General features: G+C 67.2%; 23 protein-coding genes. 14 read left to right on the forward strand and 9 right to left on the reverse strand.

The window, feature by feature from the left end; translation table 11 throughout:
- Positions 1 to 2: 2 nt before the first annotated feature.
- Both VX037_RS07030 and VX037_RS07035 read right to left on the reverse strand, forming a co-directional pair.
- Positions 3 to 371 carry a rhodanese-like domain-containing protein gene (locus tag VX037_RS07030; protein WP_235722444.1) on the reverse strand — a complete coding sequence of 123 codons (369 nt, stop codon included), beginning with the start codon at positions 369 to 371 and terminating at the stop codon, positions 3 to 5.
- A 4-nt stretch (positions 372 to 375) separates the two neighbouring features.
- Positions 376 to 921, reverse strand: a complete 546-nt coding sequence (locus VX037_RS07035; protein WP_287016702.1) for a cysteine dioxygenase — start codon at positions 919 to 921, stop codon at positions 376 to 378.
- Positions 922 to 1216: 295 nt separating this feature from the next.
- Here VX037_RS07035 and fdxA point away from each other — a divergent pair, with 295 nt between their 5' ends.
- Together fdxA and dapC are read left to right on the forward strand one after the other, a co-directional pair.
- On the forward strand, positions 1217 to 1546 hold the full coding sequence (fdxA, locus tag VX037_RS07040; protein ID WP_235722448.1) for a ferredoxin: 330 nt from the start codon (positions 1217 to 1219) through the stop codon (positions 1544 to 1546).
- Positions 1547 to 1555: 9 nt separating this feature from the next.
- Positions 1556 to 2677 (forward strand): succinyldiaminopimelate transaminase, encoded by a 1122-nt coding sequence (gene dapC / locus VX037_RS07045; protein WP_287016703.1) that lies wholly within the window; start codon positions 1556 to 1558, stop codon positions 2675 to 2677.
- Between the two features lie 35 nt (positions 2678 to 2712).
- Here the strand turns inward: dapC and dapD are convergent, their stop codons facing one another.
- Positions 2713 to 3681 carry a 2,3,4,5-tetrahydropyridine-2,6-dicarboxylate N-succinyltransferase gene (gene dapD / locus VX037_RS07050; RefSeq protein WP_287016704.1) on the reverse strand — a complete coding sequence of 323 codons (969 nt, stop codon included), beginning with the start codon at positions 3679 to 3681 and terminating at the stop codon, positions 2713 to 2715.
- A 38-nt stretch (positions 3682 to 3719) separates the two neighbouring features.
- Here dapD and VX037_RS07055 point away from each other — a divergent pair, with 38 nt between their 5' ends.
- Positions 3720 to 4424 (forward strand): DUF6597 domain-containing transcriptional factor, encoded by a 705-nt coding sequence (locus VX037_RS07055; protein WP_328713732.1) that lies wholly within the window; start codon positions 3720 to 3722, stop codon positions 4422 to 4424.
- Here the strand turns inward: VX037_RS07055 and VX037_RS07060 are convergent.
- Positions 4406 to 4816 (reverse strand): VOC family protein, encoded by a 411-nt coding sequence (locus VX037_RS07060; protein WP_328713734.1) that lies wholly within the window; start codon positions 4814 to 4816, stop codon positions 4406 to 4408. The genes VX037_RS07055 and VX037_RS07060 overlap by 19 nt on opposite strands.
- A 104-nt stretch (positions 4817 to 4920) precedes the next feature.
- On the opposite strand from VX037_RS07060, the gene dapE reads away from it, so the two are divergent.
- The 9 genes from dapE (at position 4921) to VX037_RS07105 (ending at position 13164) form a co-directional block, all read left to right on the forward strand.
- A complete protein-coding gene (dapE, locus tag VX037_RS07065; RefSeq protein WP_328713836.1) occupies positions 4921 to 6024 on the forward strand; it encodes a succinyl-diaminopimelate desuccinylase in 1104 nt (367 codons plus the stop codon).
- An 18-nt stretch (positions 6025 to 6042) separates the two neighbouring features.
- Positions 6043 to 6876: a TIGR00730 family Rossman fold protein gene (locus tag VX037_RS07070; protein WP_287016707.1), complete on the forward strand. Its 834-nt coding sequence runs from the start codon at positions 6043 to 6045 to the stop codon at positions 6874 to 6876.
- Positions 6873 to 7409 (forward strand): TIGR00730 family Rossman fold protein, encoded by a 537-nt coding sequence (locus VX037_RS07075; protein ID WP_235722455.1) that lies wholly within the window; start codon positions 6873 to 6875, stop codon positions 7407 to 7409. Before VX037_RS07070 ends, VX037_RS07075 begins: the two co-directional genes overlap by 4 nt.
- A 113-nt stretch (positions 7410 to 7522) precedes the next feature.
- Positions 7523 to 9319: a long-chain-acyl-CoA synthetase gene (locus tag VX037_RS07080; protein ID WP_287016709.1), complete on the forward strand. Its 1797-nt coding sequence runs from the start codon at positions 7523 to 7525 to the stop codon at positions 9317 to 9319.
- Positions 9320 to 9479: 160 nt separating this feature from the next.
- Positions 9480 to 10343 carry a dihydropteroate synthase gene (gene folP, locus VX037_RS07085; protein WP_235722458.1) on the forward strand — a complete coding sequence of 288 codons (864 nt, stop codon included), beginning with the start codon at positions 9480 to 9482 and terminating at the stop codon, positions 10341 to 10343.
- A complete protein-coding gene (locus VX037_RS07090) occupies positions 10340 to 11407 on the forward strand; it encodes a glucosyl-3-phosphoglycerate synthase (RefSeq protein WP_287016710.1) in 1068 nt (355 codons plus the stop codon). The genes folP and VX037_RS07090 overlap by 4 nt, the downstream gene beginning before the upstream one ends.
- Positions 11408 to 11509: 102 nt before the next feature.
- Positions 11510 to 11887 carry a DivIVA domain-containing protein gene (locus tag VX037_RS07095; RefSeq protein ID WP_235722461.1) on the forward strand — a complete coding sequence of 126 codons (378 nt, stop codon included), beginning with the start codon at positions 11510 to 11512 and terminating at the stop codon, positions 11885 to 11887.
- Between the two features lie 189 nt (positions 11888 to 12076).
- A complete protein-coding gene (locus VX037_RS07100; protein ID WP_076479797.1) occupies positions 12077 to 12244 on the forward strand; it encodes a DUF3117 domain-containing protein in 168 nt (55 codons plus the stop codon).
- Between the two features lie 47 nt (positions 12245 to 12291).
- Positions 12292 to 13164: a putative RNA methyltransferase gene (locus tag VX037_RS07105; protein WP_328713736.1), complete on the forward strand. Its 873-nt coding sequence runs from the start codon at positions 12292 to 12294 to the stop codon at positions 13162 to 13164.
- On the opposite strand, the gene glgA is transcribed toward VX037_RS07105, so the two are convergent.
- Entirely contained in the window at positions 13143 to 14309 is a 1167-nt protein-coding gene (gene glgA, locus VX037_RS07110) for a glycogen synthase (protein WP_287016711.1), read from the reverse strand. The genes VX037_RS07105 and glgA overlap by 22 nt on opposite strands.
- Positions 14310 to 14422: 113 nt before the next feature.
- Here glgA and glgC point away from each other — a divergent pair, with 113 nt between their 5' ends.
- Positions 14423 to 15637 carry a glucose-1-phosphate adenylyltransferase gene (gene glgC / locus VX037_RS07115; protein ID WP_287016712.1) on the forward strand — a complete coding sequence of 405 codons (1215 nt, stop codon included), beginning with the start codon at positions 14423 to 14425 and terminating at the stop codon, positions 15635 to 15637.
- Positions 15638 to 15691: 54 nt separating this feature from the next.
- On the opposite strand, the gene VX037_RS07120 is transcribed toward glgC, so the two are convergent.
- Genes VX037_RS07120 through cofD form a run of 3 tightly spaced genes read right to left on the reverse strand, consistent with a single transcriptional unit; the run spans position 15692 to position 18710 of the window.
- Entirely contained in the window at positions 15692 to 16261 is a 570-nt protein-coding gene (locus VX037_RS07120; RefSeq protein WP_287016713.1) for an NUDIX hydrolase, read from the reverse strand.
- Positions 16258 to 17616: a coenzyme F420-0:L-glutamate ligase gene (locus tag VX037_RS07125; protein ID WP_266061754.1), complete on the reverse strand. Its 1359-nt coding sequence runs from the start codon at positions 17614 to 17616 to the stop codon at positions 16258 to 16260. Before VX037_RS07125 ends, VX037_RS07120 begins: the two co-directional genes overlap by 4 nt.
- A complete protein-coding gene (gene cofD / locus VX037_RS07130) occupies positions 17613 to 18710 on the reverse strand; it encodes a 2-phospho-L-lactate transferase (protein WP_287016714.1) in 1098 nt (365 codons plus the stop codon). The genes VX037_RS07125 and cofD overlap by 4 nt, the downstream gene beginning before the upstream one ends.
- 749 nt (positions 18711 to 19459) lie before the next feature.
- On the opposite strand from cofD, the gene VX037_RS07135 reads away from it, so the two are divergent.
- Complete coding sequence (locus VX037_RS07135; protein WP_171011557.1) at positions 19460 to 19717, forward strand: WhiB family transcriptional regulator; 258 nt, start codon at positions 19460 to 19462, stop codon at positions 19715 to 19717.
- A gap of 89 nt (positions 19718 to 19806) precedes the next feature.
- On the opposite strand, the gene VX037_RS07140 is transcribed toward VX037_RS07135, so the two are convergent.
- On the reverse strand, positions 19807 to 20253 hold the full coding sequence (locus tag VX037_RS07140; protein ID WP_235722780.1) for a metallopeptidase family protein: 447 nt from the start codon (positions 20251 to 20253) through the stop codon (positions 19807 to 19809).
- Positions 20254 to 20345 lie beyond the last annotated feature (92 nt).

Raw genomic sequence — 20345 nt, forward strand, 5'->3', positions numbered from 1 at the left:
GCTCAGTCGCCGTCGAGTGCGCGCAGCGCCTGATGACCACCGATGACATCGGTGGCCCGGTGCAAGCCGAGCTGCTGCAGCGATGCCGCGGCGAGGCTGGAGGTGTAGCCCTGCGAGCACAGGATGATCCAGCGCACGTCGTGATCGACCGCTTCGGGTAGGCGCGCGTCACTGGCCGGATCGCAGCGCCATTCCAGAACGTTGCGTTCGACGACGAGTGCGCCGTCGGCTTCACCTTCCGCGGCTCGTTGGCCGGCCGGGCGGATGTCGACCAGGACCGCGCCTGCCGCCACCTCCGCCGCGACATCGGCCGCCTCGATGCGGTGCAGGCCGCGACGCGCCGCGGCGAGCAGATCGTCGATGGTGGGCACGTCGTCACTCCGGTTGGTCGGTCAGCTCGGTCCGGGTACGGCGTAATCGGCCCGGCTCGAGGACATCGTAGAAGGACATCGCCGTCAGCGGTGGGGAGTAGGCGTGGACACTCAGCGTCGGTTCGGTGGCCCCGGCGGTGCCGGCCGTCTGGCCGGGGTCATGGCGCTGCACATCGTGGACCCACCCCAGGGGGAACGATGCCTGATCGCCTGCGGCGAGCACCCGCACGGCGAGGTCCTGGCCGGTCCATCGGTACTCCCGCAGCGCCCCGGACAACACCGTCAGGGCGCCGATCGACCCCGCGTGGTCGTGCAGTTCGGTGGAACGGTCCGGGGTCCAGCTGATCAACCACAGGTCGAGCTCGTCGGTGGTCTCCAACCGTGCCGCCCAGCGCTCGACGGCGTCCCACTGTGGCGGGAGGAGGTGGTCGTAGACCCCGTCGAGGACGTCGGCCACACCCTGATCGGTGATCCGGCGCAGGTCTGCGGGCCGCAGCCGCGTCGGCAGCGTGGTGGTTCGGGTGCGCACTGGGTCGGCATGTGTGATCACGTGCACCAGAGTCGCGTCGGCGGGCCACGGCGTCGAGGATTGGACGCGCGCAGATCACAACGACGGCAGAGTATGTGATCCGCATTACGTCTGAGCTCGTGGAACGGGGGCGGGTGTCGAACAGGGGGACGCCCGCCCGATACTCTTGGACACGGACTCATGTGTATGTGGCCCGTTCGTTCGGGGTCGCCGCGCGGTCCGTGATCCGGTGCGTTCAGCCCACGCACCGACCCCGGCGACGACACCGCGACCGCGATCGTTGCCGGGCCGCGAGTGTTTTGCAGCGAAGGAGAGTGTGGTGACCTACATCATCGCGGAGCCTTGTGTCGATGTCTTGGACAAGGCCTGCGTCGAGGAATGCCCGGTGGACTGCATCTACGAAGGTGGCCGGATGCTCTACATCCAGCCCGACGAGTGTGTCGACTGCGGTGCCTGCGAGCCGGTGTGCCCGGTCGAGGCGATCTTCTACGAGGATGATGTGCCCGACGAGTGGGAGCCCTACGTCAGCGCCAATGCCGACTTCTTCGACGACCTGGGATCACCGGGCGGTGCGAGCAAGGTCGGCAAGACCGAGGCGGACCCGGCGTTCATCAAGGGTCTACCGCCGATGAACGAAGAGGAATGAACTGACGCCGTGAGCACGTCTGGTTTCGCGACACGACGGCGGGTCAGCTCGGTGCTCCCGGACTTCCCGTGGGACACCATCGGCGCCGCCCGGGCGCGAGCCGCCGAACATCCCGGCGGCATCGTCGACCTGTCGGTCGGGACACCGGTCGATCCGGTCGATCCGGTGATCCGGGAGGCGCTGGCCGCATCCTCGGAGTTCCCGGGCTACCCGACGACAATCGGCACGTCTGCGTTGCGTACCGCTGCGGTCGGCGCCCTGGCCCGTCGGTTCGGCACCACCGGTCTCGACGAGTCGGCCATCCTGCCCGTGATCGGCACCAAAGAGGTCATTGCCGGCATGGTGTCGATGCTCGGTATCGGCGCAGGCGATGTCGTGGTGATTCCCGAGGTTGCTTACCCGACATACGAAGTCGGGGCGCTGCTGGCCGGTGCCACGGCGGTACGGGCGGATTCGACCGTCGCGCTGGGCCCCACCTCACCTGCGTTGCTGTATGTCAACTCGCCGTCCAATCCGACCGGCAAGGTGCTCGGCATCGATCACCTCCGCAAGGTCGTCGACTGGGCCCGTGACCGGGGCACCATCGTCGTCTCCGACGAGTGTTACCTCGGTCTGACGTGGGAGGGGGAGGCATACTCGATCCTCGATCCCCGGGTCAGCGGCGGCGATCACCGTGGTCTGATCGCGGTACACTCCTTGTCCAAGGTCTCCAATCTCGCGTCCTATCGGGCGGGTTTCCTCGCCGGTGACCGAGAACTGATCGGTGAACTACTCGCCGTTCGCAAACATGCCGGGATGATCGTGCCGTTCCCCATCCAGGGGGCGATGGTCGCCGCGCTCGACGACGACGATCACGCGCACGCTCAACGCGAGCGCTACCGGGCCCGCCGCGAAGCGTTGCTCGCCGCGGTCATCTCGGCCGGATTCCGGGTCGACCACTCGGAAGCCGGACTCTATCTGTGGGCCACCCGGGGCGAGGACTCACGAACCACTCTGGACTGGCTCGCCGACCGCGGCATCCTCGCGGCACCCGGCGACTTCTACGGTCCCGCGGGCGCGCAGCATGTGCGCATCGCACTCACCGCGACCGACGAACGCGTCGCCGCGGCCGCCGAACGTCTGAACCACTGAGGTGTGCCCGGTGCAAAACCGGGCACAGCCAGCGGTCAATTGTTCTTGTGCAGCGCCTCGTTCAGGGCGATGCCGTCGCCCTTCCAGGGGACGACCTCCACGGCCCCGGTGAGGCTGTTGCGTCGGAACAGCAGGTTGGACTGCCCGGCCAACTCGCGGGCCTTGACCGCGGTGCCGTCCGGACCGGTGACCTTGGTTCCGGCCGTCACGTAGAGGCCGGCCTCGATCACGCAGTCATCGCCGAGGGGGATGCCGCAACCCGAGTTCGCACCGAGCAGGCACCGCTTGCCCAGTGCGATGATCTCCTTGCCGCCGCCGGACAACGTGCCCATCGTGGAGGCACCGCCGCCGATGTCGGAGCCGTCGCCGACCACCACACCGGCCGAGATGCGACCTTCCACCATCGACGAGCCCAGCGTCCCGGCGTTGTAGTTGACGAAACCCTCGTGCATGACGGTGGTCCCGGGAGCGAGATGAGCGCCGAGACGGACCCGGTCGGCGTCCCCGATCCGTACGCCGCCGGGCAGCACGTAGTCGACCATGCGCGGGAATTTGTCGATGCTGTAGACGGTGACCGGACCGCGCGAGCGAAGGCGCGCGCGGGTGGTCTCGAAACCGTCGATGGGGCAGGGTCCGTGATTGGTCCACACGACGTTGGTCAGCAGGCCGAAGATGCCCTCGAGGTTGGTGCCGTGCGGTGTCACCAGACGGTGCGACAGCAGGTGTAGACGGAGATACACGTCGTAGGCGTCGATCGGCGCCGACGACAGGTCCGTGGTCGTGGTCTTCACCGCCACCGTCTTGACTCCGCGCGCGGCGTCCTCGCCGATCAGGTCACGCAGATCGTGCGGGACGGCGTCACCGTCGAGGACGACGGTCTCGCTCGTGGCGGGACTGTTCAGTTCCGGCTCGGGGAACCAGACGTCGAGGACCACGCCCGGGTCAGCCGACCCGCCGTTGGTCACCGTGGCAATACCGGTTGCGAAAGCGCCGTTAGTCGTCACGGATGCACAGCCTACCGGGGGAGGGTGATACTCGATCGATGGCCGGGGCATCGACATCGGAGACCGCACGTGGTGCCGTGTGGTCGGCCGAACACGAGGTGGGGACGGCCGAGATCCTGCCGGACGGTTGCATGGATCTGATCTGGGACCGACGGCGTCTGCTGGTCGCCGGTCCCGACACCCACCCACACCAGCACGTCTGCGAGTCGGTCGAGCACATGGTCGGCATCCGGCTGGCGCCGGGCGTCGTGCCATGCGTGCTCGGCGTCCCGGCGCATGACGTTCGGGATCTGCGGGTCGATCTGACCGATCTCTGGTCGTCGGCGGAAGCGGCGCCCTGGCTCGACGCGCTCTGCGCCGCCGCCGAGCCGTCAGCGGTGCTGCGTCGACTCGCCGACACGCGTCGATGGGAGGTGCCCGGATGGGTCACTCCGGTCGCGGATGCGTTGGCGGGTGGTCGCCGCGTCGACGAGGTCGCCGGTCTGCTCGGTGGTACGACGCGCACCTTCCACCGCCATGCCCTGCGACATTTCGGCTACGGACCCAAAACGTTGCAGCGCATCCTCCGGGTACGTGCAGCGCGGGTCGACCTCGCTGCGGGGGTCGAGCCGGCGCAGGTCGCGGCCGACCGGCACTTCGCCGATCAACCGCATATGCATCGGGAGTTTCTCGACCTGGTGGGCCGCGGCCCGGATACCTTTCGGTGCGGCCCACAGCGCCCGAATCACTTGATCGGGCAATAGAAGTCGACGGGATTGCCGTCGGGATCGCGGACCACGGCGTACCGCTGACCCCAGAATGCATCGAACGGTTCGTGGGCCGAAGAATGGCCGGCGTCGACGAGCCGCCGGTGCAGCGCGTCGACCTGCGCCGGCGAGGCGCACTCGAAGGCCACGGCCATGCGGTGGCCGCCGGACGGTTCGGTCCAGTCGGGGGTGAACGACGAGACGACATCGCGGGTGTCGAACATGATCCGCAACCCACCGGCAGTGGTGTCGGCATGCGGTTGGTTCTCTGCCCCCTCGGGGAATGTGAGACCGCACAACCGATAGAAGCCGAGAGCTGCGCCCATGTCGCGGGTGACGATGGACAGTGCGTTGAGCGCGGGAACCGGGGTGTCGTCGACAGAGGTCATGGCGGTGACGCTACCGCGGTCGGCGGTGAGGGTCTTGAACGTTTCGGACAATTGCTGCGGGTGGTGAGCGGTCGGTGAGCTCGGCCGACGGCTACGGTGATGGGGTGACTGCTGCCGACCTCGATCTACGCGCCGACCCGGTCGAGCTGACCGCGGCACTCGTCGACATCGCGAGCGAATCAGGCGACGAAGCCGCTATCGCCGATGCCGTGGAGAGTGCATTACGTTCCCAGGCAACCGGTTTCGAGATCGTCCGGGACGGCAACCGGGTTCTCGCGCGCACCGATCGGGGGCTACCGAGCCGAGTCATCCTGGCCGGTCATCTCGACACCGTGCCGGTGGCAGGCAATCTGCCGCATCGACGCACCACCGACGACGACGAGGGCGATGTGGTGCACGGCTGCGGCACCGTCGACATGAAGTCCGGCGACGCGGTGTTCCTGCATCTGGCTGCGACGTTGGTTGATCCGGCCCACGACCTGACGCTGATCTTCTACGACTGCGAGGAGATCGCTGCGAAGTACAACGGGCTCGGCGTGATCGAGCGGGAGCTACCCGACTGGTTACGCGGCGACGTTGCCATCCTCGGCGAACCGACCGGTGGCCTGATCGAGGCCGGCTGCCAGGGCACCCTGCGGGTTCGGCTGTCGGCCTCGGGCGTCCGCGCACACTCGGCGCGGTCGTGGATGGGCGACAACGCCATCCACAAACTCGGTGGGGTGCTCACCACCCTCTCTCGCTACCGGCCGCGGACGGTCGACATCGACGGCTGTGAGTACCGCGAAGGGATGTCGGCGGTCGGACTCGGCGGTGGTGTCGCGGGCAACGTCGTACCCGACGCGGCGTATGTCGACGTGAACTTCCGTTTTGCACCCGATCGCAGCATCGAGCAGGCCCTCGAGCACGTGCGTGACGTGTTCGCCGACTCCATCGCCGATGCCGAACTCGGTGTCGAGGTCACCGACTCGGCCGCGGGCGCCTTGCCGGGGCTGTCGAACCCGGCCGCGGCCGCATTGGTCGAAGCCGCCGACGGCCGGTTCCGCGCCAAGTACGGGTGGACCGACGTCTCGCGTTTCTCGGCGCTGGGCATCCCGGCGGTCAACCTCGGGCCCGGAGACCCGAGTCTGGCCCATCGCGTCGACGAACGCGTTCCGGTGAGTCAGATCGGCCAGGTCGCAGATCTGCTGCGTGCGTTCCTGTCCGGCTGACCGATAGGGAGATCTTCGATGGCGCGCACCGAGTACGACTCCGAATACAACTCAGGCGAGACGGGTCCTCGTGGCTCCGACAATCCGTCGGCGGAGCTGGAGACTTGCTATGTGGGCCCGATCCGGGTCCGCCGGGACCCCGGGGAGGCGTCCGAGACCACCGACCGACGCCTGCTCGAGTGGGTGGATCCGCGCGATCGTGACTTACGTGCCGAGCGCACCATGCGCGACTCCTGGCGAGTACTGCGAATCCAGTCGGAGTTCGTGGCCGGGTTCGACGCGTTGAGCGAGGTGGCCGAGGCGGTCACGGTCTTCGGGTCGGCCAGGTTGGTGCCCGGTAGCGCCGAGTTCGATCTGGCGATCCGGCTCGGACGGGCGCTTGGGGAGGCCGGCTACGCGGTCATCACCGGTGGCGGTCCCGGCGCGATGGAGGCAGCCAATCGGGGCGCCTGGGACACCGGCGCGCAGAGCATCGGGCTCAACATCGAGCTGCCGTTCGAGCAGCACCTCAACGAGTGGGTCGACGTCGGCATGAACTTCCGCTACTTCTTCGTGCGTAAGACGATGTTCGTCAAGTATGCGCAGGCCTTCGTCTGTCTGCCCGGCGGCTTCGGCACTCTCGACGAAATGTTCGAGGCGCTGACGCTGGTCCAGACCAAGAAGGTTGTGCGATTCCCCATCGTGCTGGTCGGGCGGGAGCACTGGGCGGGCCTGCTGGACTGGATGCGCGAGGTTCTGCTGGCCAAAGGGATGATCTCCTCTGACGACCTCGACCTGCTCCACCTGGTCGACGAACCCGCCGAAGCGGTCGAGATCATCGCCGCTGCGGCTGCCGGGCGGGGTGGTCGATGAGCGCGATCTGTGTGTACTGTGCGTCCGGCCCGGTGGATCAGAGCTTTCTCGATCTCGCCGCCGACCTGGGGACCGCGATCGCCGACGCGGGACACACGGTGGTGTCCGGGGGTGGCAACATCTCCATGATGGGCGCGCTTGCGGAGGCGACGCGGGCCGCCGGCGGTAGGACCGTCGGCATCATCCCGCGTGCGCTGATGGAGCGCGAGGTGGCCGATCTCGGTGCCGACGAATTGGTGGTCACCGACACCATGCGCGAACGCAAGCGATTGATGGACGAGCGGGCCGACGGCTTCATCACGCTGCCGGGCGGGATCGGAACCCTCGAAGAGCTTTTCGAGACCTGGACCGCGGGATATCTCGGGATGCACGCCAAACCGGTGGTGCTGCTCGACCCGGTCGATTTCTATGCGCCGTTGCTCGGCTGGCTGGATGATCTGTGTGGGCGTGGCTTCGTCTCCCGCCGCGCGTTGGACCGCCTTCTCGTCGCCCAATCCATACCGACCGCCATCCAACTTGCTACTGCTCGGTAAGGTAGGGCGCACGGCGTGTCCACGTGCGTGTGGTGCGCGCCGCAGACCAGCGAGAACGCCGAACAACGCGAACACCGAGCGGCGTCAACACAAAGATGTGGAGTAGAGATCTGATGCCGAGCAGTGACACCCACACGGACACCTCCGCGGCCGAGCCGGTCGGCCTGGGGGACCTGGCCCGGGGCGTGGTCAAGATGGCGCCGCATGCGCTGAACATGATCAAGCATGCGCCGGGACTCATCCACCGTCCGCCGCAGGCGAAGCGGACCATCGGCTCGATCTTCCAGAAGCACGCGGCCGCTCACCCCGATCGACCGTTCATCCGGTTCGAGGGTCGGTCGATGACCTACGGCGAGGTGAACCGCCGGGTCAACAGGTACGCATCCTTGTTGACCGACAACGGCGTCGGCACCGGTGATGTTGTCGCGATCCTGTCGAAGAACAACCCGACCGATCTGATGCTGATCCTGGCCACGGTGAAACTCGGTGCCGTGGCGGGCATGCTGAACTACAACCAGCGCGACAAGGTGATGGCGCACAGCGTGTCACTGCTCGAGGCCAAGGTCCTCGTGCACGACCCGGACTGCGCCGAGGCTTTCGGGTCGATCCCGGCCGACGTGCAGCCGCCGCACGTTTTCGATTTCGCCGAGTTCGACGCGGCGTCCGCGGACCGCAGCGAGGACAATCCCGCCGTCACCGAGGAGCTGCCGGCGTCGACCAAGGCGTTCTACATCTTCACCTCGGGTACCACCGGTATGCCCAAGGCGAGCGTGATGAGCCACAACCGCTGGCTCGCGAATCTTTCCGGGATCGGCGGACTGGCAGTGCGCCTGCGCCACAGCGACACCATGTACGTGCCACTGCCGCTGTACCACAACAACGCGTTGTCGGTCGCGCTCGGTTCGGTCCTCGCATCCGGGGCATGTATTGCGATCGGCCGGTCGTTCTCGGCATCGAAATTCTGGGATGACGTCATCCTGAACCGGGCGACGGCCTTCTGCTATATCGGAGAGCTGTGCCGATACCTGTTGGCGCAGCCGGAGAAGCCGACCGATCGCCGGCACGCGGTGAAGGTCATCATCGGCAACGGGATGCGGCCGGAGATCTGGGACGAGTTTGCCGAGCGGTTCGGCATCGACCGCATCGTCGAGTTCTACGGCGCGAGCGAACTCAACGTCGCCTTCGTCAACGCCTTCAGTGTGAAGCGCACCGCCGGATTCTGTCCGTTGCCGTACAAGATCGTCGAATACGACGACCACGGCGAACCCCGCCGCGATGCGAACGGGCGTCTCACCAAGGTGGGCAAGGGTGGCACTGGTCTGCTCATCGCCGAGATCAGCGAACGGGTGCCGCTCGACGGCTACACCGATTCCGAGGCGACCGAGAAGAAGATCATCCGCGACGCGTTCAAGCCGGGCGACGCCTACTTCAATTCGGGCGACCTGGTGCGCGATCAGGGATACGCACACATCGCCTTCGTCGATCGGCTGGGTGACACCTTCCGATGGAAGGGCGAGAACGTGGCCACCACGCAGGTGGAAGGTGCCCTCGACTCCTTCGGGGCGATCGCCCAGTCGGTGGTGTACGGCGTGGAAGTGCCCGGCACCGACGGCCGCGCGGGCATGGCCGCGGTCAAACTGCGCGAGGGCGCCGATCTGGACCAGGGTGAGCTCGCCGCGCACCTGTACTCACACCTGCCGTCCTATGCGGTGCCGTTGTTCATCCGGGTGGTCGACGATTTCGAGCAGACCTCGACCTTCAAGAACCGCAAGGTGGAGCTGCGTGACGAGGGCTACTCCGACACCGGCGACGACCCGCTGCACGTGTTGGCCGGTCGCGACAAGGGGTACGTCGAGTTCTATGCCGACTATCCCGATGACGTCGCGAACGCGAAGGCGCCGAAAGGCTGAACCGCTCCCTGCCGGTCGAGTAGGTGTCGAGCGTTCGGTGGGTGTTGTTCTGCTGGTCGAGTTGGTGACGAGCGTCGTGTTCGGTGGGTGTTGTTCTGCTGGTCGAGTAGGTGACGAGCGCAGCGAGGAGCCGTATCGAGACCCTCGTTACCCTGGCACCATGCTCTCCACGCTGTGCGGCAAGTCCGTCGCCACCGACCGGGCTCTGGTGATGGCCATCGTGAACCGGACGCCCGATTCCTTCTACGACCGGGGTTCGAGCTTCACCGACACGGCGGCCCAGGAGCGGATCGAGCAAGCGGTGGCCGAGGGCGCCGACATCATCGACGTCGGTGGCGTCAAGGCGGGGCCGGGCGACGAGGTGGACGTGGCCACCGAGACCACCCGGGTGGTGCCGATGATCGGCTGGATCCGTGAGCGTTTCCCCGAGGTGTTGATCAGCGTCGACACCTGGCGGAGCGAGGTGGCCGAGCAGGCTTGCGAGGTCGGAGCCGATCTGATCAACGACACCTGGGCCGGCGCCGATCCGGCGTTGGTGAAGGTGGCGGCCGCACACCGTGCCGGCATCGTGTGTTCGCACACCGGAGGCGCCACCGTACGGACCCGTCCACATCGGGTGGCGTACGCCGATGTGGTGGCCGATGTGGTGGCCGACGTCACTGCAGCCGCCCGTCGAGCTGCCGATGCGGGGGTGCCGCGTGATTCGATCGTGATCGATCCGACACATGATTTTGGCAAGAACACCCATCACGGCCTTGCCTTGTTACGCCAGGTGAACGTTCTTGTTAATACCGGCTGGCCAGTGCTTATGGCGCTGAGCAACAAGGACTTTGTAGGGGAGACTCTGGGTGTGGATCTCGATGAACGGCTGGAGGGAACCCTGGCCGCGACCGCTCTGAGTGCCGCTGCCGGCGCCCGGATCTTTCGCGTCCACGAGGTTGCCGCCACCCGTCGCGTGGTCGACATGGTCGCTGCCATTGCGGGAACACGCCCACCCGCCCGAACAGTCAGGGGACTCGCATGACCAAACAGGTTCGTCGAACCCAACAACAACGTCGGCCGGCTCGTGCCGGGGGTCGCACCGCGACCGTTGCCAACAATCGGGACAAAACCACCATGTGGCCGACTCGCGCGGACACCATGGGTGCCAAACAGCGGTGGTCTGCCACCAACACCTGGGAACAGCCGGACTGGACCATCGACGAGTTGGTGGCCGCCAAGGACGGGCGCACAGTGTCTGTGGTGCTGCCGGCGCTGAACGAAGAAGAGACCGTCGCCGACGTCATCGCGTCGATTCGGCCGTTGTACGGCACGCTGGTCGACGAACTGATCGTGCTGGACTCCGGGTCCACCGACGCGACCGCCGCGCGTGCCCGGGAAGCCGGCGCCACGGTGGTCAGCCGCGAACAGGCGGTACCCGGTCTCGAGCCCGTCAAGGGCAAAGGAGAGGTGCTCTGGCGGTCGATCGCGGTCGCGACCGGCGACATCATCGCCTTCGTCGACTCCGACCTCATCGACCCCGATCCGATGTTCGTGCCGAAGATGCTCGGCCCATTGCTCGTCGACCCGAAGATCCAGTTGGTGAAGGGGTACTACCGGCGGCCGCTTCGGACCGGCGGCCAGCAGGATGCCAACGGCGGCGGACGGGTCACCGAGTTGGTCGCGCGTCCGCTGCTCGCGTCCCAGCGTCCCGATCTCACCGGAGTTCTCCAGCCGCTCGGCGGTGAGTACGCCGGTACGCGCGAACTCTTGTCGTCGGTGCCGTTCGCGCCTGGCTACGGCGTCGAGATCGGGCTGTTGATCGACACATTCGACCGCTACGGACTCGACGGCATCGGCCAGGTGAATCTTGGCGTGCGGACCCACCGGAACCGTCCGCTGATCGAGCTCGGTGTGATGAGTCGGCAGATCGTGGGAACGCTGATGCGGCGCTGCGGAATCGAGGACTCGGGGATCGGACTGACCCAATTCACCGCCGAGCCCGACGGTTCGTTCACCCCGCACACCACCGAGGTCTACCTCGAGGATCGACCACCCATGAGTTCGATTCTCGTCGAGGAGTCCGACGACGCGGAGATGGCGTCCTAGCACGCCCCAGGTGACATACGCCCCTGGTGACAACGAGTACGCCTCTACGGGGTCGATGACCGTCGGGGCACGCGCGGCAGGCTGTCTGCCACTATTGGTGCCATGCAGACGATGTTGCTGTATCTGCTGATCATGGCCGTGGTGGTCGCGGCGGTGTTCGCCGTGGTCTGGTTCGTGTTCGGCCGTGGTGAGGAGGTGCCGCCCATCGACCGCGGTACCACGCTGACTCGGTTGCCGCGTGCCGGCATCACCGGCGATCACGTTCGCGGCCTGGTCTTTCGGCAGACCCTGCGCGGGTACTCGCCGTCGGAGGTGGACTGGGCGATGGAGAAGCTCGCCCGTGAACTCGACGAACTGCGCGGCGTCGTGCTCGACCTGCAGGCACGCGAGGAAGCCGACATGCCGAGCGTCAACGGCATTCCGGGCCACTCCGTCGCGGCCGGCCCAGAGGTCGACGAGCCCCGATCAGACAGGACGTGATCGACGCGTCGATCATCCGATCGGACCTCCGTGCCGGGCGTCGAATGGGCGTTTTCGGCACGTCGCCGCAGAGTGCGCGGGTGATCATCTCGCCACCACGTATCATTGTCCTGGCACCTGTGGCAGTCCGATCGCTGCGCCGGGTGTCGTTCCACACGGTGTGGCGGATGCTCTGAAAGGAGTTCGAGAATGGCGGCGATGAAGCCACGTACTGGGGATGGCCCCCTCGAAGCGGCCAAGGAGGGACGTGGAATCGTTGTCCGGATTCCGATCGAGGGCGGCGGGCGCCTGGTGGTCGAACTGAGTGCCGACGAGGCTGCCGCCCTCGGCGAGGAACTGCGCGGGGTCACCGGCTGAGTCGATCAGCTGATCGGCAGGTTCCGCTGCGCGTCGTCGAATCCGCGTTGCGGTGCCCGGTCTGTTCCGTCGCACTCGAGGTCGCCGACGACGACCGATCCCTGATCTGTGTGACGTCACATCGATTCGACATCGCCCGGCAGGGGTATGTCTCGCTTCTCGACGGTCGCTCGACACCGCATCGCTCCGACACCGCTGCCATGGTCGGCGCGCGACGGCGGGTGCATGAATCCGGGCTCTTCGACCCGGTCTTCCGAGCGGTCGCCGATGCCGCGTGGCCGGTACCCGGAAGCGACCTCGAATCGAACCGACCGCCGATGGTGCTCGATGCGGGCGCCGGAACCGGCCACTACCTGGCCGCGACTCTCGCCGGCTCGGACGAGTTGTGGGGCATCGGACTGGACCTGTCGAAGTTCTGTGCCCGTGCCATCGCTCGTGGACACCCGCGTGCCGCCGCTGTGGTCGCCGACGTCTGGCGTCCCCTGCCGATCCGCACCGCCTCGGTGGGTGCGGTGCTGTCGGTGTTCTCCCCCCGCAACATCGACGAGTTCGCCCGGGTGCTGCATCCCGGCGGGGTGTTGGTGGTGGTGACACCCAACGCCGATCACCTCGGCGAGATCGTCGGACCGATGGACATGTTGGGCATCGCCGACGACAAGGACCGACGACTGCGCTCGGCACTCGGCGACCGTTTCGAGGTCATCGGCGAACACCCGGTGGCGCACCGCCGCGAGCTCGATGCGGCGGGCATAGGCGACCTGGTGAGCATGGGTCCCTCCGCATTCCATCGCACCGCCGACGAGATCGCGTCAGCCGCCGCGGCGATGACCGAGATCTCCGGGCCCTGCGGGGTGACGGTGTCGGTCACGGTGACGGTCTGTCGGCCGACGACCGGTGATCACCGCAGGGTGAGCCGGTAGACCTCGAGCGTCTGCTCGGCGATCGATGCCCACGAGAACTCGGCCTGCGCACGTTCGCGGCCGGCGGTGCCCATCGCCTCGGCTTCGGCCGAATCGGAGACGACGGCGTTGACCGCCTCGGCCAGGCCCAACTCGAACGCGCGGGGATCGACCGGGTCGTAGGGCACCAGGCGCCCGCTGACGCCGTCGCGCACGACCTCCGGGATTCCGCCGACGGCAGAGGCCACCACGGCGGTCCCGCAAGCCATAGCCTCGAGATTCACGATGCCGAGCGGTTCATAGATCGACGGACACAGAAAAACGTGTGCGGCGGTGAGGATCTCGCGAATTCGCGGCTGAGGCAGCATGTCGCGCACCCAGAAGACGCCGTCGCGGGACGTGGCCAGTTCGGCCACCGCCGCTTCGATCTCCGCGCCGATCTCCGGGGTGTCGGGAGCGCCTGCGCACAATACCAACTGGATGTCGGGATGGAACTGGTGGGCCGCTGCCACGAGATGTGCCACGCCCTTCTGACGGGTGATCCGCCCGACGAAGGCGACGATGGGACGGCTCGGGTCCACTCCGAGTCCGGTGAGCGCCGATTCCGGTCCGAACGGATCGTCCACCGGGAACCAGCTGGTGGTGTCGATACCGTTGCGCACCACGTGAACCCGTTCGGGGTCGAGCCGAGGGTAGGTGTTGCACACGTCGGTGCGCATCCCCGAGCTGACCGCGATCACCGCATCGGCGTACTCGACCGCATTGCGTTCGGCCCAACTCGAGACGCGATAGCCGCCACCGAGTTGTTCGGCCTTCCATGGGCGCATCGGCTCCAGTGAGTGCGCGGTGAGCACATGCGGAACCCCATGCAGCGCAGCCGAGAGGTGGCCCGCCAGGCCCGTGTACCAGGTGTGCGAATGGACCAGGTCGGCGCCATGCGCCCCGATCGCCATCCGCAGGTCCGTGGACAGCGTGGTGATCGCCGCGTTGGCTCCGGCCAGACCCGGATCGGGCTGATAGACCTGCGCGGTTTCCCGGTCGGCGCCCATACAGTGCACATCCACCGTGGTGAGTGCGCGCAGATGTCTGACGAGCTCCGTGACGTGTACGCCGGCGCCGCCGTACACCTCGGGTGGATACTCCCGGGTCATCATCGCCACCCTCATGCGCACGACGCTAACCGGATCGTCGCCGGCTCGCCATCGGTGTGGCGAAACTCGGCTTCGGGAGAGGGCCATTCGCCTAGCCGCGACGTTCGATGCCCGTTAAGTTGGAGCATGTGAGATCACAGCCGCACGTGCTCGGAATCGTTCTCGCAGGCGGCGAGGGGAAGCGCCTGTACCCCTTGACGATGGATCGCGCCAAACCGGCGGTTCCGTTCGGCGGCTCGTACCGGCTGATCGACTTCGTGCTCTCCAATCTGGTCAACGCCGGCTATGAACGGATCTGTGTTCTCACGCAGTACAAGTCGCATTCACTTGACCGTCACATCTCGCAGACCTGGTTCTCCTCGGGCTTCCACGGTGAGTACATCACCCCGGTGCCCGCCCAGCAGCGGCTCGGGCCACGCTGGTACACCGGCAGCGCCGACGCGATCTTCCAGTCGATGAATCTCATCAGCGACGAACGGCCCGAGTACATCGTCGTCTTCGGCGCCGACCACGTGTACCGGATGGATCCCTCGCAGATGGTCGAGGCCCACATCGATTCCGGTGCCGATGTCACCGTCGCCGGCATCCGGGTGCCCCGCGCGGAGGCGACCGCATTCGGCTGCATCGACTCCGATTCGACGGGACGGATCACCCGATTCCTGGAAAAGCCTGCCGAGCCGCCGGGCACCCCCGACGATCCCGAGGTCACCTTCGCGTCGATGGGCAACTACGTGTTCACCACTGATGCGCTGGTGGACGCGATCCGCGCCGACGCCGCCGACTCGGATTCCGACCACGACATGGGCGGCGACATAATCCCCGCCTTCGTCCGCCGGGATCGCGCCTATGTCTACGACTTCAAGGACAACGAGGTACCCGGGGAGACAGAGCGGGACAAGGGCTACTGGCGAGACGTCGGTACGCTAGACGCCTTCTACGACGCACACATGGATCTCGTGTCCGTACACCCGGTCTTCAACCTCTACAACCAGCGGTGGCCGATCCGTGGCGAGACCGTCAACCTGCCGCCCGCCAAGTTCGTCCAGGGGGGAACGGCCCAGGATTCGGTCGTTGGTGCGGGTTGCATCGTGTCGGCCGGCACCGTCAGCGACTCGGTGCTGTCGGCGAACGTGGTGATCGAAGACGGCGCGATCGTCGAGGGCAGTGTGCTGATGCCCGGTGTGCGGATCGGTAAGGGAGCGGTCGTGCGCCACGCGATCCTCGACAAGAACGTGACGGTCGGCGAAGGCGTAGCGCTCGGCGTCGATTCCGAGGCCGACCGAGAGCGGTTCTCGGTGAGCAGCGGTGGTGTCGTAACCGTGGGCAAGGGCTTCCGCGTCTGACGCAGCATGCGGGAGTTCACCGACGCATCGCCACCGTTACCGCTGCCGTCGGCGTCACCGCATCGCGGCGAGGCCCCGGTCGATGAGGATCGGGACGTCGACGGTGTCCGTGTCCGCGGGGAGGGCATCGATCGGCCACCATGCCAGGTCGACCGACTCGTCGCTGCGGATCACCGGTGGCGGATCTCCGTCGGAGGTCGGTTCGGTGATCGCGGCGTAGCGCACGTCGAGGTGGCGTGTGGGTACGCCGAGCGAGCAGGTGATCGGATGGGTATGCAGATGGACCGGCATCGGCGAGAGTCGCAGGGTGGCGATACCGGATTCCTCGATAGCCTCCCGACGCGCGGCATCGGCGATCGTCGTGTCGTCCGGCTCACAGTGCCCGCCGAGCTGAATCCACTTACCCACGCGCGGGTGCAGGGTCAGTAACACATGGCGCAGGGACGCGTCGAACACGATCGCCGACGCGGTGATGTGGCCGGGTTCGCTGGCACGCAGGCACCCGTCGGGGGCTGCGGCCAGGAATGCGAGATACGTGTGGCGCAGGGAGTCCTGTTCGGCATCGGGGGCGGCCCACGAGCGTAGGGCCTGCTCGGTCGAGGCCTTCAACGACGGTGCGCTCATCGCTCGATCACCAGTCCCGTGGTGTCGGCCGGTGCGCGGGTCGGGCTCTCGGTCGCGGGCCGCCCGACGGCGACGGCGCCCAACGGCTCCCACCCGTCGTCGAGGTCGAGAGCCCGGCGCACCACTTCGGGGGCGAAGATCGTCGACCCGATCCAGCAGCTACCGATCCCGCGCACCGACAGCGCGACCAGTAACGCGTTCACCGCGCCGCCGGCTGCGACGGTGAACATCGTGTGTTCGGCAGCGTTGCGTCGCGCATCCCGATACTCGTGAGCCCCGTCGGGAACCAGAAACGGTATCACCAGTTCCGGTGCGTCGTACAGGATCTGACCGCGGCCCAGACGTTTGGCCACCGACTCCGGTGACTTCGCGTCGCTCTCGAGATCGATACGCCAGGCCTGTCTCATCTCGTCGAGCAGGTGTGCACGGCGGTCGCCGGACCGCACCCACACGAAGCGGACGGGATGGGTGTGGTGCGGGGCCGGGGCGGTCAGCGCATCCGCGAACGCGGCGTGCATGATCTCGCTCTCGACGGGTTCGGGCGCAAAGGAACGCACCGATCGGCGGGTCAGCAGTGCCTCGCGCCGTCCGAGTTCGATGGCCTCGGCGGTGCCGAGTCGGAACAGGTCCTCGTCGGCGGGGCGGACCAGGTCGGCCGCCCGCGAACCGTCGTCGACGGGATGCAGGCCACGGATGACGGCGATGGGCATCCCGCCGAGTTTGCCCTTGACGAGATCGGCGGCGGCGGCGATCTCGTCGGCAACGGCGATGTCGGTCACGATCAGCGGATTGCCGTGCGCATCGACCGACCCGTCATAAGGGTGAGAGACGGCGACCCCTGCCGACCCGATCGCGACATCGGTCTGGCCGTTGCGCCACGCCCGACCCATGGTGTCGGTGACCACCACCGCCACGTCGAGATCGGCCAGCTCGTGGATGCGCCGTCGTAGTCCGGCCGCGCTGAGGTCCGGGTCGACGGGCAGCAGCGCGAGCTGATCGGTCGCGACATTCGAACCGTCGACGCCGGCGGCGGCCTGGACGAGACCGTTGCGGTTCTCCGTGATCAGCGTGCGGTTCTTGCGAGCCAGCACGCGAACCGATTCGGCGTCGATGAGTCGTCGGCGCAGAGCGTCTCGCTCGTCGGGGTCGGTCGGCGCATCGACCATGCGTCCCTCGACCTTGGAGAAGATCTTGCTGGTCGCCACGATCACGTCGCCGTCGGCGAGCCAGGGCGCCGCTGTGAGCAGTTCGGCGGCGACGTCCATGCCCGGCCCGAACTCGCCGAGGCCGGTGACCGGCCGGATCTCGAGTCCGCCGCTCGCGCCGTGGTCGGGTCGACCGGTGCCGGCGGTCATGCGGGTCCGCCAACGGAGCCGTCGTCGAGGTCGGGAGTGCCGACTCCGACGAGTGCGCACGCATCGCGCACCATCTGCGCGGTGGCGGCGGGATCGGTCATCAGCAGGGGAGCCGAGCCGATGGTGATCCCGTCGACGGCGGCCCGGTCGCCCTCGGCCACCAGCCAGCCGTCCAGGATTCCGTTGCCGCTGCGAGCGCCGTAGTGGGCCGCGATCGCCTCCGCCGAGGTCTCCACGCCGATCACCGACAGACATTCGTCGGCCATCCCACGCAGGGGCCGGTTGTCGATGACCGGCGAGATCCCGACCACCGGTGCGGACGTGGTCCGGAGCGCACTTCGGATGCCGGGCACACTCACGATGGCGCCGATGCTGACCACCGGGTTGCTGGGCGCGAGCAACACGACGTCGGCGTCGGCGATCGCCTCGGCAACTCCCGGCGCGGCTCGGGTGTCGTCGGAGCCCACCTGCGCGAACCCGAAGGTGGGTATGCGGGCGCGGTGGCGCACCCACCATTCCTGGAAATGAATGGCCACGCGCTCACCTTCGTCACCGTCGGGTTTGGCCACCACCACATGGGTCTCATGTCGGTCGTCGGTGGCCGGCAGCAAGCGCACCCCGGGCTGCCAACGCCGGCACAGGGCTGCGGTCACGTCGGACAGTCGATAGCCCGCGTCCAGCATCTGCGTGCGGATCAGGTGTGTGGCGAGATCGCGGTCACCCAGACCGAACCAGTCGGGGTCGGCGCCATAGGCGGCCAGCTCTTCCTTGGCGTGCCACGTCTCGTCGACCCGGCCCCAACCGCGGGCGGTGTCGATTCCGCCGCCGAGGGTGTACATGCACGTGTCGAGGTCAGGGCAGATACGCACCCCGTGCATCCAGGCATCGTCGCCGACGTTGACGACTGCGGTCACCGAATGCGTACCGGCGCTGGCGCCGGCATGTGGCGGGCTACCGATGACGTCGCCATCGGCCGTGTCCCGGTGCGAGGGCTGCTCGGCCGGATCGGGAAAGGGGGTGGGCTCGAATACCTCCCGCACGCCGGAGAGAAACCGCGCGCCACCGACACCGCCCACGAGGACCGTCACTTTCACCTCGTTCACTCTAGGCCATGTCTCCCAACGCCCTTGGCGGGCGTTGGCTGCTGTCACATGACTGACGCGTCGTCGGCGATGCATCGCGAACGTGCTGCGAGGACGCGAAGTCCGAGGTCACCGTCGGTACGCCGATGACGTGGCGACCGGGTGGCATCGGGTTCGCTACCATGGGTGGCACTCTGGGGGGAGGGGATCGGCGATCTGTGAGATTGCAGATCTCCACCGACCCGGTCCGTGTCGGACCGAGAGATCCCGAAGACTGGTGGTATGAAGGAATCTTTCGGTTTAACTTGACCGCGGTGGCCTCGGCCGTGTGTAATCACATCAGTGTCATTCCGGGTTTCGAGATCGAGAATCGATGGAGCGCAAGGCTTTCGCTCATATGTTCGAAGAGCCCGGTGGGGGTTGGCCCCGGACACGCGGTGAGATCGACGGTGTGGGCAGATGCGGCGGAGCGGCAGGGTGGCCGGCCGCATCCGGCGGTAACTGGAACTGACAGACTCTCGAGCTAGGAGGCGCCGACGATGGCTTTCGAAAACCCGATCGGCAATCCCCTTGAACCACGCAATATTTCCGATCAACACAGCCCTGCCGCACCGATCGATCGGGCGGAAGAGCTCGCCGGTGCCGAGGTGGGCGTCAATCCCATTGGAGTGCCCGGCGATTCATTCATGTCGCCGATCATCGGTGTGGATTCCGCTGAGCCGGTAGAGAATTCGCCGTGGCCTCAGCGTCGCCACCTCTCCTTGGTGCCCAACGATTTCGATGATCTCTTCGACGCGGTCGAGGAACAGTGGCAGGACCGCGCGCTCTGTGCGCAGACCGATCCGGAGGCGTTCTTCCCGGAGAAGGGCGGGTCCACCCGCGAGGCCAAGCGCATCTGCCAGGGCTGCGAGGTCAAGTCGGAATGCCTCGAGTACGCGTTACACAACGACGAGCGGTTCGGCATCTGGGGCGGTCTCTCCGAGCGTGAGCGCCGCCGCCTCAAGCGCGGCATCATCTGAGGGTCCGCCGGTCCGCTCAGCGGGCCGAACAGTAGGGCGGTCACAGCTCCTGCGGTGTCACCGAGTGCTGTTCACCGTCACGGCGCCGATCACTCCGGCCCGCGGTCGACGGTGTCCTCATCGACGCCGAGGTGGGTCGCCACCTGCTGCACCAGGACTTCGTGGACGAGTTCCAGCAGATCGGCGCCACGCTTGGCGCGGATCTCCAGTGGTCGCCGAAACAATATGATCTGGGCCCGCGTGGGCTGACCGGTCACGTCGACGCCGGCCGGGATGAGTCGAGCCAGCGGTATGGCCCCGTCGGCGGTGACCTCGTCGGGCCACTGGATCGACTCAGGGTCGCGCGGGAGCATGCGGGGGATGTCGTCGACGGCGATGTCGAGCCCGATGAGCTGTTCGTGCCAGTGCGCATCGATCTCCGCGAACGCTTCGAGAGCGGTCACGTCGAACGAGTCGGATCGGCTGGCGAATGCCGGCACGGATTGGGGTAGCAGCGGCGAACGCAGACCGCGTCCACGGCGGTCGCGGACCCCGATTCGCCGACCGGATCGCCGTGTGGGTGCCCCGGACCGAGACTCCGCGGCCCGGCCGCGGGTTTGGTTCAGCCGACCCCGCGCGTCCTGCCCGC

Origin of the sequence: Gordonia sp. Z-3, from assembly GCF_036233855.1 — a bacterium.
Classification (GTDB): Bacteria; Actinomycetota; Actinomycetes; order Mycobacteriales; family Mycobacteriaceae; genus Gordonia; species Gordonia tangerina.